This is a genomic window from Pseudarthrobacter sp. Y6, from assembly GCF_050156205.1.
Classification (GTDB): domain Bacteria; phylum Actinomycetota; class Actinomycetes; order Actinomycetales; family Micrococcaceae; genus Arthrobacter.
This window is the reverse complement of sequence record NZ_CP189574.1, coordinates 331798-346781: the sequence shown is the minus strand read 5'-3', so window position 1 is coordinate 346781 and position 14984 is coordinate 331798. Positions and strand designations below refer to the sequence as shown.

Here is a 14984-nt window from a genome sequence, read left to right as displayed (position 1 = left end):
AATGCGTGACATTACTTGGCTCCGAATGCCTTGTTCATGGCGTCGGCGGCTTCGGTGGTTGCCGTATTGACGTCCGCCTTGCCGGTGACGATCTTCTGGTACATGCCGGTGAAGACGCCCTGCGCGTCGATGGTTGACCAGGACTCCGTGACGGGGACTAAGTTGGTGCCGGCGCCGAGGGTCTGGATGAAGGGCGCCACCTGGGCGTTGGAGGCGGCCACATCCTTCTGGACGTCCGAGAAGGTGGGCAGGTTGCCCATGGAGTCGAACATCTTCTGCTGGTACTTCTTGCTGGCCAGCAGCTTCACGAAGTCGGCAGCCAGTGTGCGGTGGGTGCTGCTGTTGAAGACTCCGAGGTTGTTGCCGCCTGCAAAGGCCGGGGCAACGGAACCCGCCGTTTTGCCCGGAACGGCGACCACGGCGAACTTGTCCTTGACGGCGCTGGCCGCCACGGCCTTGTAGTTGAAGTCGCCGCCGATGGTCATGGCCGACTTCCCGGCAATGAACTGCTGGACGCTGGCGTTGCCGCCGAATTCCGCGCAGGTCTGGGCGGGGCAGATATCGTCCTTTAGGAGGCGGGTGTAGGCGGCCACGCCCTCGCGGGATTCCGTGGAGTCCAAGCCGGAGACGAGGTGTCTCCCTCTCTGGTGGCGATGCTGCCGCCGTTGGCCCAGAGGTACGGCATGGCCGAAAACTGGGCTGCACCGCCCACCGGATGCCGAGCATCCCGGGGTTGGCCGTCCGGACGGCGCGGGCAACGGTTTCAACGTCGGCCAGGGTCTTGGGGACCTCCAGGCCGAGTTGCTGGAGCAGGTCGGTGCGGTAGTAGAGGGCACGGACGCCCACGAACCAGGGGACGCCGTAGTTCTTGCCGTCGATTTCGGTGGTGGCCAAGTGTCCTGTCTCATCTAACTTGAGGCAATCTCACTACAGATGAGGCATTGCCCGTTTTTGTCTCATTGCTGTTAAGGCATTGGCGCGGCGTGTCTCACTTCACTTAAGGCATTGGCCGGTTTGGTCTCATTACAGTTGAGGCATGGGACACGCTGCGGCGGCCGAGGCTTATGCCGGACGCGACATTGCTCCAGGCACCCTGACCTACAGGGAGCAGTTTTCCTCTGCACCCAGGACGGGGCATCTTGCCGAGTGCTGGATGATCCCGTTTGAGAACTCCCTCCCGATACGACGCCTGACGGCCTTCAAGGGGCAACGCAACTTTGCCGGCCTCTGGTGGTGCGCCACGAACCAGCGGCACGTCGGCTTCGAATCCTGGTGCGAACGCGACAATCTGATGCTTCTGGACTTCGACCCCGACGTCGCCGGGTTCTCATCCCAGCCCTTCCGGATCGACTTGCCTGCCTCACTCCCCCAGAGTTCGCACGTGCCGGACTATTTCATCCGGCTGGCGGACGGTTCGGCCGTGGTGATCGATGTCCGGCCCGATAGCCGGGTGACTCCGGCGGATCAGGAGATTTTTCAGGCGACAGAGGACCTGTGCGCGACCGTGGGCTGGGCCTACAGGCGCCTGGGCGGCTTGCCTCCTGTTCTTCTGGCAAAACTGCAGTGGCTGTCCGGCTACCGGCACCCGAGGTTTTTTCGGGCATCGGCAGCGGCCAAGCTCCTGGACAGGCTCGCCGTGGATGGCCCGATGTCAATACGTAGCCTGGCCATTGCAACCGGTGACCCTGTCACAACCCTTGCACCGCTGTTCCACCTTCTCTGGAAGCAGCAGATCAGCACCGACGTGAGGCGCCGGGTCCTTCATTACGACACGGTGGTCTGGCTGAATAGCGAAGCGCCGTGACAGGCCATGCGGTATTGGCCCTCGGCGATGACGTTGAGCTCCGAGGGGTCATCTACCGGCTCACCGCCCTTGACGGGGACGTCGCCATGCTTGCCGTTGCCGGCGAAGCACCTGTCGCGATCAAAGTAGGGGCACTCCTGGCCGATGAAACCTTCAGGTTCGTGGGAACACGGCCGACACGGCGGCGGATAGCCGGTCCGTCACCGCTGTTCGAATCGTTGCCAGCCGACGTGCAGGAAAAAGCGCGGTGGATGGAAGGCCACATGACCGAGGTCCTGGACGGCGTCCCCTGCAACGCCGACCCGGGCCAGATCGCCAAAAGAACCTTCGATGTTGCATTCACATCCTTGCGGCAACTGCGCCATGCCTACGAGAAAAAGGGAATCCTGGGGCTGGTTGACCGGCGGCTCATCCCTCAAACGTCGCCAACGGGCCGGACGGACCCACGGGTTGTCGACGCCATTCTCTCTGTGCTGGAAGCCAACACCCATCAGTCCTCAGGAACCACCGACCGTCTGATGCGCCAGGTACGCAAGCAACTCGAAGCCATGTACGGGCCGGACATTGTTCCGTTGCCGTCGAGGGCTACCTTCCACCGCCTTATCGGCAGGCTCGCCGAGGGCCGCCACGCCACCGGGTCAGCCCGGACCCGGCGCACCCTTGCCCAGCAACCCTCTGGCCCGTTCGGTGCCGTCTACCCGGTCAGGCCCGGGGAACTGATGCAGATTGACTCCACCCCCTTGGACATCGCCGTTGAACTCGACGACGGCATCATCGGCCGCGTGGAATTGACCGCCATGGTTGATATCGCGACCCGCAGCATCCCGGCAGCCGTCATCCGGCCGACAACCAAGGCCGTGGACGCGGCGCTGCTGCTGGCCAAGTGTCTGACGCCCGAACTGATGCGGCCGGGGTGGGCCCAGGCGGCGTCGATGGCCGCCTCCGCCCTGCCCTACCGGTCAATGCGATCCATCGATGAACGGCTCGAAGGGGCCGCAGCGAAACCGGTCATCGTGCCCGAAACGATTGTCTGTGACCATGGCAAGGCCTACGTCTCGAACACCTTCAAGAGCGCCTGCCGCAGCCAGGGCATCAGTCTGCAGCCGGCCCACCCCGATACGCCCACGGACAAGCCGGTCATCGAGCGCACCCTGCAGTCCATCGGGACGCTGTTCGCCCAGTACGTCACCGGCTACCTTGGTTCCTCGGTCGAGCGGCGCGGCAAGAACGCCGAGCACCAGGCCGTGTTCTCACTGCTGGAGATCCAGGACCTGCTCGATGAATGGATCGTCACCGGCTGGCAGAACCGCCCCCACGACGGGCTGCGGGACCCCTTCACCCCCTCCCGGGTGCTGACACCCAACGAGAAGTACGCGGCCCTGCTGGCCGTCGGCGGCTACGTCCCGGTCCCCTTCGGGGCGGAGGACTACCTGGAACTGATGCCTGCCGAAACACGGGTGATCAACAGCTACGGGGTCAAAATCCGCCACCGCGTCTACGACACCGCCGAGCTGAATCCCTACCGCGGCCAGAAGTCCGGGATGAAAGCGCTCAAGGACCTCTGGGAGGTCAGGTACGACCCCTACGATGCTGGCTGCGTCTGGATCCGCAACCACCACGACGGCGGCTGGATCACCGCCTACTGGCGACACCTGTCCGCCTCGCCCCAGCCCTTCGGGGACGACATCTGGAACTACGGACGCCAGATCGTCGCCGGCCGTGGCATCACCAGCCCCTCCGAGGAAACCATCAAGGCCGCCGTGGCCGCCATCCTGGACAAAGCCTCACCACCGGCCCCGCCGCGGAAGCGGAACCGGAAAGACCAACGCGCCACCGCCCGCAACACCGCAGCCGTCAGTGCCCAACGGCCACGCCCCCACCGCGATCAGCCACCACCTCAACATGAGCCGGCCCCGCAGCCGGACGCAGCAGCTGAACCGGCGGAACACGAAACAGATGCCCCGCGGCTGGCGAAGATCATCCCGTTGAAGATCTACAACCCCCAGGAAAAGGCCGACGAGTGGTGGTAGAAGCAGCAGAACTTCCCAGCGCCAGCCGGGCGCCGACCACGACCCTGCAGGGCTGGCGGAGCTTCGTCAATTCAGTCCCGCCCACGATGGACCCGCCCGATACGGCTGCGCTGGCGGCGATGAGCGCTACGGAGCGCGAACACTACGACGAGCAACGTATCAGCTACCACTCCGAACTCGTCATCGTCGAAACCTCCACCCTGCGCTCCATCACCAACCAGGGCCGGCTGCTGATGATGCTCAACCAACGCGAGATCAGCGCCCGCCGCGGCCTGGTCGTGTCCGGCCCCTGGGCATCGGGCAAGACCACGGCCATCAAGCTCCTAGGCAAAACCCACGAACTGCTCATCAGGCGCAAGTACCCCACCCAGGACCGGATCCCCGTCGTCTACATCACCACCCCGCCGAAAGGCTCCCCGCGGAAACTGGCCAGCGAATTCGCCAACTTCCTCGGCCTGCCCCAACGCCCCCGCCAGAACGTCACCGACATCGCCGACGCCGTCTGCCAGGTCCTCACCAACGCCAAAACAGACCTCGTCATCGTTGACGAGATCCACAACCTGAACCTGGCCACCAGCGCCGGCGAAGACATGTCCGACCACCTCAAATACTTCACCGAACACATGCCCGCCACCTTCGTCTACGCCGGCATCAACGTCGAAAACTCCGGCCTCTTCACCGGACTCCGAGGACGGCAGATCTCCGCCCGCTCCGTACTGAAGACCACCGGCCCGTTCCCCACCGAAGAATGGGAGGCCCTGGTCGCCACCCTCGAGAACGGCCTGCGCCTGCACCACCACGAACCCGGTACCCTCACCGCCCAGGCCCAGCATCTGCACTACCGCACCGGCTGCAGCATCAGCAGCCTCTCCCACCTCATCCGCGAGGCCGCCATCATGGCCATCCTCACAGGCACCGAGAAGATCGACCGCGAACTGCTCAATGAGATCAGCATCGACCACGCCGCGGAATCCCTCGCACCCCGCCCACCCGCCACCACCAAACCCTAGCTATGAGGAACCGGCCCGTTATTCTGCTGCCCGCCCGGGCGCTGCCCCGCCCCGTCCGGCCCTACCAGGACGAGACCACACGCTCCTTCATCCGGCGGCTCGAAACCGCCAACACCCTGCAGCACGGCACGCTCCGGTCGCCGTTGAACGGCAGCCGCCGGCCCTGGATCGAAAGTCTGACAGCATGGACCGGCTACGACGCTGCCATACTCATGCTGGCCATGCCCCAACTCGGCATGCACAACCCGGATCCATCACTGCGCCGGAAACTGGCAGGGCGCCCCACCCGCACAACCCACACGGCCGCCTGCCACCGCTGCACCCTCGCCCGCGGCGCCGGCCGGTACGTGGAGGTCTACAGCACCCACGAACGGGTCATCTGCCCACTCCACGGCCTCTGGACCGGCGGCGTCACCGGCTTCACCGACCAGTTCTCCATCCGTGCCGCCCCGGAGATCACCGCCGCCTGGCAGCACCACCAGAACCTCATCACCCGGCACGGACGCCCGGGAGTCCGCAAGGCCTTCCACATCGCCAGCACCATCAACCGGCGCTGGTACGACCAGTTCCACCACTTCACCGCCACCACCGACACCTACGACGAACTGGCAGCCGACCAGCCCCGGCACGCCAACAATCAAGCCGTCGTAGCCGCCTCGCTCTACCCCGCCATCGTCACCCTCACCGCAGCCATCGCTTCACCCCACTGGGCCAAAATCGCCCACTCAAGCAGGCCGGACCTCTTCCTAGACAGGATCAGTGATGAAGTCACCGAAGGATGGCGGCCCCGCGGAGCCTTCGACCCCCTGCGGCATTGGATGGACACCGACTGGCTACCCGGATTCCGCGGGTCTGACGCCATCAGTGCACCCAAGCCCCGATGATCGACCTTGGCCATGAAGAGCCATCACACGGGTAAGTAGCCGGGGGGATTCTCACCCCCTGGCTCTCGCAGAATCGTACGTGACAGTCTCCTGTCATACGGCTCCCACAGGTCGGCTTCCGGTGGATTGGGTAAGGCCCCTGTGGACGAAGAGCCCGGGCTCTCGCTGTTGAACAGCAGAGAGCCAGGCCCACGCCTTAGCAGGCCTTCGCCGCAGTCGCTTGAACTTGTGCATCCCCCATCGAACAAGGTGCTGATGATCCGCGATGCAAGGCTAGACCTAGCCCTTGAGTGAGGGAGTGCGTTGGGACTTCGTCCGGCCTGTCGAAGAAGCGGGCGCTGTCTTGGCTTGTCTCATCTGTGAGCGTTTTATCCGGGTACGTGAGCTCAGGGATGAGGTCGGCTCGTTGAAGCCGATGTGTCCAGTGGAGCCGATTCCCAGCAGTTGGAGGTCGATTCCGCCGGAGGCTGTGATGCGTTCCTCGTAGCTGGCGCAGGCTCCCTGCAGGTCTGTGGCATTCCCGTCCGGGACGGACTCGTTCCGGATCCAGTCCGAGGGGCTTCGTCACTTCGCGGTCAATGACTGCGTGGTAGCTCTCTGGGTGGTTAGGGCTAATGCCCACGTATTCATCGAGTGCGAAAGCGGACAAACCTGACATGCCGTCCGGGCGGCGGACGGCCAATTCCCGGTAGACGGCAGCGGGGAGGATCCGGTAGCGACGCCGAGGACCTTCATGCGGCCGCTCGTAATCCGGTTTTCGATCATGTCTGCGACGTAGGCGCCGATGTCGGCGGAGGTATCGAGGATGGCGATTTTCATGGGTGTCCTTGGTGCTTCCTTAGGTCTAGGGTCAGTTGCAGGCTTGTGTCTTCTCCCAGCGCCAGTGGGCTCCCATCGGCGACACCTCCCGGGCTCCAGCGGGTGCCGGCGTCCGGGGAACCAGCCGCCCGGAATCCCAGGATGGCCGCCCCGATTTGTCCCGCCCGTGCGCCCAGAAGTGAGCGCTGCAGTGCTGGCGGGCGGCGCCAGGCCAGGAGCGATGACATGGCCTGTTCGAGCGGGTGCAGGAGTTTTTCGCCGGCTTCGGACAGTCCACCGCCGATGATGATCGTTCCGGGGTCAGTGAGCAGGGTGAGGGTGGCCAGCGCGAGGGCGAGGGCATGGATCCCCTCGCCCCAGATGCGCGCACCGGTGTCGCCTGCCTGGCCGGTTGCGATTTCTGCGGCGGTCATGGCCAGGTCTCCTCCCTGGCTGCGGTATCTGCGGACGAGGCCGGCACCGGAAAAGTAGGCTTCGAGGCACCCGCGTTGGCCGCAGGTGCATGTTTCACCGCCGGGGATAACGGGGATGTGGCCCAGTTCGCCGGCGGAGTGCGTGGCCCCGGTAATCACGGTGCCGTCGGTGATCAGTGCTGCACCGACTCCGGTGCCGATGGCGACGAAGACGGAGTTCTGGCCTGGAGCCGGTGGCAGGAGGCGGGCTTCTGCCAGTCCGGCGGCGCGTGCATCGTGGCTTATGAGAACGGGGAGGCTGAATTCTGCGGCCAGCAGGTTCGCGACAGGCATGGTGGTCCAGCCCAAGGATGAGGCGTATTCGACGACGCCGGTGGTGGAGTTCACCAATCCAGGAGTTCCGACGCCGATGCCGACGGGATGCAGCCCGCGCTGGAGCGATTCGGCCATTAATGCCCGGAGGATTGCCAGTGCGCGGTGCATAACACTTTTGCCGGGGCGGCCCGTGGGGATGGTCTGCGTGATGAGGGTGCGCCCAGCGGTATCCACCGCCGCGCCCTTGAGGGTGGTTCCGCCGATGTCCAGGGCCAGGGACACCTGCTGTGAGGGCGCATGGGTGTTCCATGCTGTTGTTGCTGTTGTCATAGTGGATCCCGGCTACAGTTCCGCAGCGCAGATTTTTCCCGTGCTGGGCGTGCCCAGGTCCGGCTTGATACGCAACTCAATGTGCGTGCCGTTCTTTTCCAGATCCAGGAGTTGGATGCGGTTGGTCCCTGCGTGAAGGAGGGGTGCGGGCACATAGAGGGTTACCTGTGGCCCGGCTTCCTGGTAGCGGCCCAGAAGGAAGCCGTTGATCCAAACGAATCCGTTACTGAAGCCAGGGAATGCCAGGAAGGTATCGGCAGGTGCGTCGATGTCCAAGGTTGCCGAGGCGAGGTGTTCGAGTTCCTCTGCTCCCCATTCGGCCAGCGGAATGGGAATCTGGGTCCAGTTGAAGGTGCGCCGCTGGTTCACGAGTACCCCGTCCAGGATTCCCTTGCCCCGGCCGATCAGTGGCCCGTAGTTGATCCTGCCCCGGTTCTCGACGAGGATCTCCAGTTGCACGGGGGATCCTGTCCCGGTGAGCATGAGCCCGTCGGCGGCATTTTGGTCATCGAGAATTCCGATGAAGCTGCCGTCCACCCAGATGTAGGCGCGGTCCGCGAGGCCCAGGATCCGCAGCGGTGTTTCCGCCAGTTTGTCCGGCCTTCCTGGAAGGACGGGGTGGGAGGTGTACAGAACCATGCCGGCGTCCAGTCCCAGCTGCTCAAAGCTCACTGGCCGCACACTCGTGACGGGACGGGCAGCTTCGCGCAGGAGCGAAAGCAGGGGTTTGCCCGCGGCAACCGGCACGGACTGCGCCGGGAGCACTGGCGCCGGTTCCAGGAGTGCGGGCGGGAGCGGCGGCGGATCGGTGATTCCCTGGGCACGGAAGAACTCAGCCCGCAGCGCGTGGTATTTCTCCGTGAGGACGCCGTTCTCTGCGATGGGGGCGTCCGAGTCGTAGCTGGTGGTGGTTGGCTGCAGTTTCGTGCCGTCGTGGTTTGCGCCGGAATACAGGCCGAAGTTGGTTCCGCCGTGGGCCATGTACAGGCAGATGGAGCCGCCAGGATCCAGGATTTTGCGAACCTCGTCGTTTGCTTCAGTGATGTCGCGGACGTGATGGTTCCCCTCTCCCCAGTGGTCGAACCAACCTCCCCAGAATTCGACGTTGAAGAAGGGCTCACCGGGGCGGCGGCGTTGCCATGTTTCCACTGCTTCATCTCCGCGGGAGCCGAGGGTGGCGGCCGCCCAGGTGCCGTCCAGGGCACCGCCGTCCAGGAAGTAGTCGGTTCCGCCGTCGGCAGTGAACAGCAGTTCGGTGATGCCCCGCTGCTCAAGTGCATTCCTGTTCCAGCGCAGGTATTGCTGGTCATCGCCGTAGCTGCCGTATTCGTTCTCAATCTGCACCGCGACGACGGGACCACCGTGCGCGGCCTGCCGCGGAATGATGATGGGCAAGAGCTGGTCGAGCCAGATTTCAATGGCGCTGGTGAACACCGGGTCCATGCAGCGCAGTCCGATTCCAGGTTGCCCGGTGAGCCAAGCAGGGAGCCCTCCGTTGTCCCATTCGGCGCAGATGAACGGGCCCGGACGGACGATGACGTCCAGGCCGACGTCGGCTGCGGTGTCGATAAAGGCCCCCAGGTCCCGCCAGCCGCTGAAGTCAGGTGCGCTGTCTTGCCGGGGCTGGTGGAAGTTCCAGGCCACGTAAGTGTCAACGGTGTTGGCGCCCATCGCCTGGAGTTTGAGCAGCCGGTTCCGCCACTGTTCGGGGTGGACCCGGAAGTAGTGGATGGCTCCAGCAAGGATCCGGTGGGGCTGATTGGACCGGAACAGCTGGGAGCTTTGGTAGCTCAGGATGGGGTCGGGCAACGGAATTTCCTTAGGCTGATGGGCGCGCTGACTACGCACTAACTGCTGGTGCGGGGTTGCGTCAGGCGGTGTGGGAGAGGACTTCTGCTTTAACCGGGTTCAGGAGGGGCCTGCCTGCGATGAACCGGGTGACTTCCCGGTACGCGGCTTCCCCGAGCCGGTGCAGCTCATTACCCTGGGATCCGGCGATGTGCGGGGTGAGCACGAGGTTCGGGGCGTCGAAGAGAAGGGATTCCTCCGGCAGCGGGTCCGGGTCGGTCACGTCGATGACGGCGTGCAGCCTGCCAGACTCGAGCTCCGCTGTCAGTGCCGCTGTGTCCACCAGTGACCCCCGGGCGGTGTTGATCAGCGTGGCGCCGTCCCGCATGAGGGACAGCGCATCTTTGTCGACCATATGGAAGGTCTCGGGGACCTCAGGTGCGTGGAGGGTGACGACGTCGCAGGTTCCCAGCAGTTCCTCCAGGGTGGCGGGCCGGGCGTCGAGGATGCCATGTTGCACGAACGGGTCGTAGAAGACGACGTCGATGTCAAAGGGTGCGAGCAGCTCTATCACTCTTCGGCCGATGCGCGAGGCACCGATGACGCCGACTTTCAGGCCGTGGTTGCCCCAACGCGCGGGCTCCACCTCGAAGGGGCGGTATTTGCGGCTGTGCATGTATTCGCGGGCGAGTTCCAGGACGCGCTTGCCGGAGAGGAGAATCATGGCCAGCGTGTACTCGGCCACCGGCAGGGCGTTGGTGTCTGCACCTGAGGTGACGGTGATGCCGCGGTTGAACAGTTCGTCAGTGGCAAACTCCTTGACCGAGCCGGCTGTGTAGATGACGGCTTTGAGGTGGGGCATCCGGTCCAGGATCTCCTCATCGAGCCGGGGGCAGCCCCAGCATCCGATGATGAGCTCGATGTCCTGCAGTGGGTAATCCGCTGCGTTGGCTTTGGTGAGCAGGGCCGGTTGCAGGTCCACCAGGGTCGTCAGGTCCTGGAACACCGATGAGGTGAAGAGTCTTTCCGGGAGGTCGGTTTCCATGGCGAGGACGGCTTTGGGCCGCCGCGCCAGGGGCGTGCGCTGGTTCGTGGCTATTTGAGGGCTCCTGACCCGATGCCGGCTTTCCAGAACCTCTGCAGGGAGATGAAGAGGATGATGACCGGGATGATGGTGACGAGCGAACCGACGACGACGAGCTGGGCGTACTCGGGGTCGCCGAGTGTCCTTCCGTGCCAGGAGTAGATGCCCAGTGCTGCCGGGAACAGGTTGATGTCGCTGAGCATGACCAGGGGGAGGAAGAAGTTGTTCCAGATGGCGCTGAAGGTCATGAGGAACAGGGTGACTATTCCGGGCTTCATCAGGGGCGCGGCGATGGTGAGGAAGGCCCGGAATTCACCGGCACCGTCCAGCCGTGCGGCCTCGATGATTTCCTTGGGCACGTAACTGGCGCTGAACATGCGTGCCAAGTAGACGCCGAAGAGGCTGGCGATCTGGGGCAGGAAGACTCCCCAGAAATTGTTGACCAGACCGAGGTTGGAAGCGAGCAGGTACAGCGGCATGGTGGTCACTGCGGCGGGCACGAGGACCCAGACCAGGACGAAACCGAACCAGCGTTCCTTGCCGGGGAAGTCGAATTTATCGAAGGCGTGGCCGGCGAGGAAGGATACGGCGACTGAGGCGCAGGCGCCGAGGCCGGCGTAGGCGCCGGTGTTGGCCATCCAGCGCAGGAAGGTCCCGTTTTCCCAAGTGAACAGCTGAGTTAGGTTCTCGATGAGGTTGAAGTCGGCGAAGGCGAACCCCGCGGTGCCGTGGAGGTCGGAGGTGTTCTTGGTCGACGCGACGATGAGCCAGCTCAGCGGCAGCAGGGTGTAGAGGCAGAACAGGCCCAGCATGATGTTTACCGCGAGTTTGGAGGACCAGGCGCTCCTGGACTGACGCCTCTTCGGTGCGGCTGCGGGGGGCAGGGCTGCGGGGGGCAGGGCGGTGGTGCCGGTCGTTGCCGGTTGTGTGGTCAGGGGGCTCATGATTCCACCTTTGATCCGAATTTGGTTACTCCCCAGGACAGTGCTCCGATGAAGACAGCAAAGAGCAGCGCTGTTGCTGCCGCGTAGCCGAAGTCGTGCTTGTCGAATGCGGTCTGGTAGACGAACATGTTCGGGGTCCACGTTCTGCCTTGAACGTTCCCCCGCCCGGGGGGAGGGTGATGTCCTGAGTTAATGCGAGCCGGCTTGAGGTGGTGTCGGTCGTGATGCGCAGCGCGTTGGTACCTGAGTAACCGTCGGTCTTGCCCACGGTGCCGGTTCCGGCTGCGTTCCAGCGGCCCCAGGCGTCCGGGATGGTTCCCGTGAAGGCTTCAAAGCTGCCGTTGGATGCCAAATTGGAGGCTTCGTCATAGATGCTGAAGTCAATGTCATCGAGCTGCATGGACCCCTGCATGGTATCCACCATCGGCTCGACGCGAACGGTGCTGGCACCAGTGGGGACGTCCAGGTAAGCGGTGACCTGGCGCCAGGAAGAGGCGGCATCAATCCCGTAGAACTGGCTGGGCGTACCGGGGAAGGTAACGCGGATCCCCGCCTTGCCGGTGCCCGTGAGGGTCCCCTTCTTTTGCCAGAACGTCAGGCGAAGCTTCTTCGCGGTAGCGGGCACCGCGGCGTCCTGTACCAGGAAGCCACGGCTGGTCGCGGTTCCGGTGGCGATCTGGACAGCGCCGCTGCCGTCCCGACCGGGAACCTGGGTGTAGGTGTCGGTGCCTGACGGAGTCCCCGTCCCCCATGATGTGGGCCCGGACGTGCCGAAGGCCTCGAAGGAGGCGTTGGTGACCAAGTTCCGGATAGCTGCCGTGGCGGAGGGGACCACCACGGTGGTACTCAGGGCAACAACGGTCAGTGCCGCTGCCAGTTGCCGCAATGTCTTCAGTGCGGATTTCATGTTCTTCCTGGGGATAGGGCCCGCCTTGAGGGCAGGGTGCGGTTACGCCAAGAGGGGCACCATTGCGGACCATATCCATGCCTTGGGGGCCGGAGAGGACATGAAGAAACAGAGGGACTCTGTGTGGTGCGCATCGTCCATTGAGCGATTTTTTGATGCTACAGGCCCCTGCGAGAGCTATCAATGAAAAAGATCATATGATCACTCTTGCCTCGATTGGTCGGTCGAAAAGGCCGTGAAACTACTCCCTCATGTCCGAATACGCAGTCATTATCGGGGATCGGCTGCCTCATGTGGGTATGATCAAATTGATCAACATTCGTTCAAAGGGGTTTGCGTTGGCGCGAAGTGTGACTGAGAGACGGCAAGCTATTCTCGACATCGTCCAGCAGGAAGGCTCTCAGGGCGTTCTGGAACTGGCCCGCCGGTTGAAAATCTCTGCGGTGACCATTCGCAGGGACCTGGAGGAACTCGCCGCGCAAGGACTGGTCCACCGGACGCACGGTTCGGTTGCGCCAGCTGCGGAGCCCACCTCGAAGGTGTTGGACCGGCCAATGACCATTGGCCTGGTAGTACCCCACAGCAACTACTACTTTGACGGCGTCATCGCAGGCGCTAAAGCGGCCGCGGCGTCAGCGGGAGCGAGGCTGGTCCTGGGGGTCTCGGATTATGACAAGGCCACTGAGATGAATCAGGTGGCCCGACTCATTAACAAGGGCGTTGATGGTCTCCTAGTCGCCCCTACCCCAGACTTCATCAGCGGCGAACTCGACGCCGAGCAGCAGCAATGGCTCGTGTCTCTGTCCGTTCCCGTTGTCTTGGTCGAACGACCTGTTGCCTCCACCGGGGTTGCTTCGATTCTGGACTCAGTCGGCTCCTCCCACTCCGCCGGAGCGGCCCTGGTGATCCGGCACCTGGCCGAACTGGGCCACCGCAAACTGGTCGGTGTCATGATCTCCGGTCCGAATACTCCGCAGGTCCGGTCGGGCTACTTGTCCGCGGTGGAGTCGATGGGGCTGGAATCGCGGGGGGTCATCGACGAAGGCGGCGCCGGATCCGCGGACGCCGCGGAGCTGCTGCTTCAGGCTGTTCGTGAGGGTGCCACAGGCATTTTCGTTCACAACGACCAGCTCGCTGTCCGGTGCATGATGTGGCTGGAGGACGCAGGTATCGATATTCCCGGAGAGGTTTCCCTTGCCGGCTACGACGACGTCATTGCCGGAGTAGCCCCCATCCCGCTGACGGCCGTAGCGCCCTGGAAAAGCGTCGTCGGGCACCGAGCGGTCCAGCGGCTTCTCAGCCGCATCGCGGAGAAAGCAGCGGGAGGGAACCCAACTCGGCCTAACCAACCCATGGCCACCGAGCACCTCGAGTTCGTCCCGCGGCTGCACATCCGCCAATCAACGACTGAGTTCTCGCCAGAGAGCCGTGTCTAGGATGGCGGGAATGAAGCTCGCATTTTCCTCCCTCGGGATGCCGGGAGCAGGGATTAATGAGCTGATTCGCTGCGCTGAAGCAGGAAAAGCCGAAGGCCTGGAGCTTCGAATCGCCGCTGGCGACGCAATCAGCCAAGACATGCCGGCGTCGGCCCAGCGATCAGTGAAGCAACGTCTCGAAGATTCCGGCCTCACACTCATAGCCCTGTCCAGCTACATACAAATCTGCTCACCCGAGCCCGATGAGGACGTCATCCGCGCCCTTCATCAATCGCTGGAACTTGCCGCTACCCTGGGAGCCGGCGGTGTCAGAATTTTTCCCGGTGCCGATAGGGGCAATGGCGAGACAAAGGACTGGGACCAGATTGCCGCCGGACGGCTGTCCGTTGCTGCGGAAGCGGCGTCCGGCTTAGGTGTCGACCTGCTCCTGGAGACACATGACTCCCACCCTACCGGCCGGGATATTTCCCGGATTCTGCGCTTGGTTGAACCGGCCGGAACTACCAAAGCCATTTGGGACGTACTCCATCCCTGGCGGCACGGGGAGCGTCCTGAAGAGACTGCCAGCGATCTGCAAGGCTCGCTGGCGTACTGCCAGTTCAAAGACGCGGTGCTCGGACCAGAACCAGGAAGCGTTATCCTTACGCTTCCTGGCCGGGGCGCCATTCCTATCACCGAAATTGCGCGTATTGCCGAAGAGGTAAGCCGGCGCCAGGGTGACCAGACCTTCTGGGCGTGTCTGGAGTGGGAGAAAGCATGGCACCCGTATCTTGAAGATCTGCCTGCGGCCCTGTCAGCATTTCGCGCCATCCTCAAGCCAGAGGCAACCCCTTGAGAGTTACGTCTGGGCCCCAAGGGGATGGGTTTTGCAGTGGCTGGGGCAGCCCTCCGAGCAGCTAACAGCTGGCCAATTTTGCGACCACCGACACCAAGAGTGTTTGAGACTTAGGACCGCATGGGTTGCATCAAACGACTGCGTTGCATGCGGCACAGCGAAAGGCAGAACAGCCGGCGATGCCAGAACCGGAACTTCTCAGAATCATCCTTGACCCCAGAGGGCCGGAGACGACTATCTCCAGCTTGTCGGATTTAGAACTCGCAAGACTACTGGATGCCCTCTACCGGAACCTTGATACGCCGAGACCGGAACCGACTGCCCTCTTCTGGTACGAAATAGGCGTCGGAGAAAGCCTCGGCAGAGCCAACATAAGCCGGTTTCC

The 14984-nt window shown here is 63.6% G+C and carries 13 protein-coding genes and 1 pseudogene; 6 read left to right on the top strand and 8 right to left on the bottom strand.

Going from position 1 to position 14984, the window contains the following annotated elements:
- Positions 1-11 precede the first annotated feature (11 nt).
- Positions 12-620 carry an extracellular solute-binding protein gene (locus ACQCSW_RS01640; protein ID WP_426989218.1) on the bottom strand — a complete coding sequence of 203 codons (609 nt, stop codon included), beginning with the start codon at positions 618-620 and terminating at the stop codon, positions 12-14.
- A gap of 163 nt (positions 621-783) precedes the next feature.
- Positions 784-846 (bottom strand): annotated as a pseudogene (locus tag ACQCSW_RS01635) (hypothetical protein); the annotation flags it as partial.
- Positions 847-1036: 190 nt separating this feature from the next.
- Here ACQCSW_RS01635 and ACQCSW_RS01630 point away from each other — a divergent pair.
- From ACQCSW_RS01630 to ACQCSW_RS01615, 4 genes are read left to right on the top strand one after another with little or no spacing between them, the layout of a single operon-like run.
- Positions 1037-1804, top strand: coding sequence for a TnsA-like heteromeric transposase endonuclease subunit (locus ACQCSW_RS01630; protein ID WP_426989217.1), 768 nt, complete (start codon positions 1037-1039; stop codon positions 1802-1804).
- Positions 1801-3834 carry a Mu transposase C-terminal domain-containing protein gene (locus tag ACQCSW_RS01625; RefSeq protein ID WP_426989216.1) on the top strand — a complete coding sequence of 678 codons (2034 nt, stop codon included), beginning with the start codon at positions 1801-1803 and terminating at the stop codon, positions 3832-3834. Before ACQCSW_RS01630 ends, ACQCSW_RS01625 begins: the two co-directional genes overlap by 4 nt.
- Positions 3828-4844, top strand: a complete 1017-nt coding sequence (locus tag ACQCSW_RS01620) for a TniB family NTP-binding protein (RefSeq protein ID WP_426989215.1) — start codon at positions 3828-3830, stop codon at positions 4842-4844. The genes ACQCSW_RS01625 and ACQCSW_RS01620 overlap by 7 nt, the downstream gene beginning before the upstream one ends.
- A gap of 2 nt (positions 4845-4846) precedes the next feature.
- Positions 4847-5728, top strand: coding sequence for a hypothetical protein (locus ACQCSW_RS01615; RefSeq protein ID WP_426989214.1), 882 nt, complete (start codon positions 4847-4849; stop codon positions 5726-5728).
- A gap of 564 nt (positions 5729-6292) precedes the next feature.
- Here ACQCSW_RS01615 and ACQCSW_RS01610 read toward each other — a convergent pair.
- The 6 genes from ACQCSW_RS01610 to ACQCSW_RS01585 all read right to left on the bottom strand — a co-directional run bounded on the left by ACQCSW_RS01610 (position 6293) and on the right by ACQCSW_RS01585 (position 12328).
- Positions 6293-6547, bottom strand: a complete 255-nt coding sequence (locus ACQCSW_RS01610) for a hypothetical protein (protein WP_426989213.1) — start codon at positions 6545-6547, stop codon at positions 6293-6295.
- Positions 6544-7605: an ROK family protein gene (locus ACQCSW_RS01605; protein WP_426989212.1), complete on the bottom strand. Its 1062-nt coding sequence runs from the start codon at positions 7603-7605 to the stop codon at positions 6544-6546. The genes ACQCSW_RS01610 and ACQCSW_RS01605 overlap by 4 nt, the downstream gene beginning before the upstream one ends.
- Positions 7606-7617: 12 nt before the next feature.
- The gene (locus ACQCSW_RS01600) at positions 7618-9414 is read right to left on the bottom strand and encodes a beta-galactosidase (RefSeq protein ID WP_426989211.1); all 1797 of its coding nucleotides are present in this window, start codon (positions 9412-9414) and stop codon (positions 7618-7620) included.
- Between the two features lie 61 nt (positions 9415-9475).
- Positions 9476-10438: a hydroxyacid dehydrogenase gene (locus tag ACQCSW_RS01595; RefSeq protein ID WP_426989210.1), complete on the bottom strand. Its 963-nt coding sequence runs from the start codon at positions 10436-10438 to the stop codon at positions 9476-9478.
- Between the two features lie 50 nt (positions 10439-10488).
- On the bottom strand, positions 10489-11421 hold the full coding sequence (locus ACQCSW_RS01590; RefSeq protein WP_426989209.1) for a carbohydrate ABC transporter permease: 933 nt from the start codon (positions 11419-11421) through the stop codon (positions 10489-10491).
- 25 nt (positions 11422-11446) lie between these two features.
- Positions 11447-12328: a hypothetical protein gene (locus ACQCSW_RS01585; RefSeq protein ID WP_426989208.1), complete on the bottom strand. Its 882-nt coding sequence runs from the start codon at positions 12326-12328 to the stop codon at positions 11447-11449.
- A 350-nt stretch (positions 12329-12678) separates the two neighbouring features.
- On the opposite strand from ACQCSW_RS01585, the gene ACQCSW_RS01580 reads away from it, so the two are divergent.
- Positions 12679-13764 (top strand): substrate-binding domain-containing protein, encoded by a 1086-nt coding sequence (locus ACQCSW_RS01580; RefSeq protein ID WP_426989207.1) that lies wholly within the window; start codon positions 12679-12681, stop codon positions 13762-13764.
- 10 nt (positions 13765-13774) lie between these two features.
- Entirely contained in the window at positions 13775-14599 is an 825-nt protein-coding gene (locus tag ACQCSW_RS01575; RefSeq protein ID WP_426989206.1) for a sugar phosphate isomerase/epimerase family protein, read from the top strand.
- The last annotated feature ends 385 nt before the right edge of the window (positions 14600-14984 follow it).

Excerpts from the sequence above, each read along its gene's own strand:
- ACQCSW_RS01630 (WP_426989217.1), top strand. The coding sequence starts at position 1,037 with ATGGGACACGCTGCGGCGGCCGAGGCTTATGCCGGACGCGACATTGCT.
- ACQCSW_RS01615 (WP_426989214.1), top strand. The coding sequence starts at position 4,847 with ATGAGGAACCGGCCCGTTATTCTGCTGCCCGCCCGGGCGCTGCCCCGC.
- ACQCSW_RS01610 (WP_426989213.1), bottom strand. The coding sequence starts at position 6,547 with ATGAAAATCGCCATCCTCGATACCTCCGCCGACATCGGCGCCTACGTC.
- ACQCSW_RS01605 (WP_426989212.1), bottom strand. The coding sequence starts at position 7,605 with ATGACAACAGCAACAACAGCATGGAACACCCATGCGCCCTCACAGCAG.
- ACQCSW_RS01595 (WP_426989210.1), bottom strand. The coding sequence starts at position 10,438 with ATGGAAACCGACCTCCCGGAAAGACTCTTCACCTCATCGGTGTTCCAG.
- ACQCSW_RS01590 (WP_426989209.1), bottom strand. The coding sequence starts at position 11,421 with ATGAGCCCCCTGACCACACAACCGGCAACGACCGGCACCACCGCCCTG.
- ACQCSW_RS01585 (WP_426989208.1), bottom strand. The coding sequence starts at position 12,328 with ATGAAATCCGCACTGAAGACATTGCGGCAACTGGCAGCGGCACTGACC.
- ACQCSW_RS01575 (WP_426989206.1), top strand. The coding sequence starts at position 13,775 with ATGAAGCTCGCATTTTCCTCCCTCGGGATGCCGGGAGCAGGGATTAAT.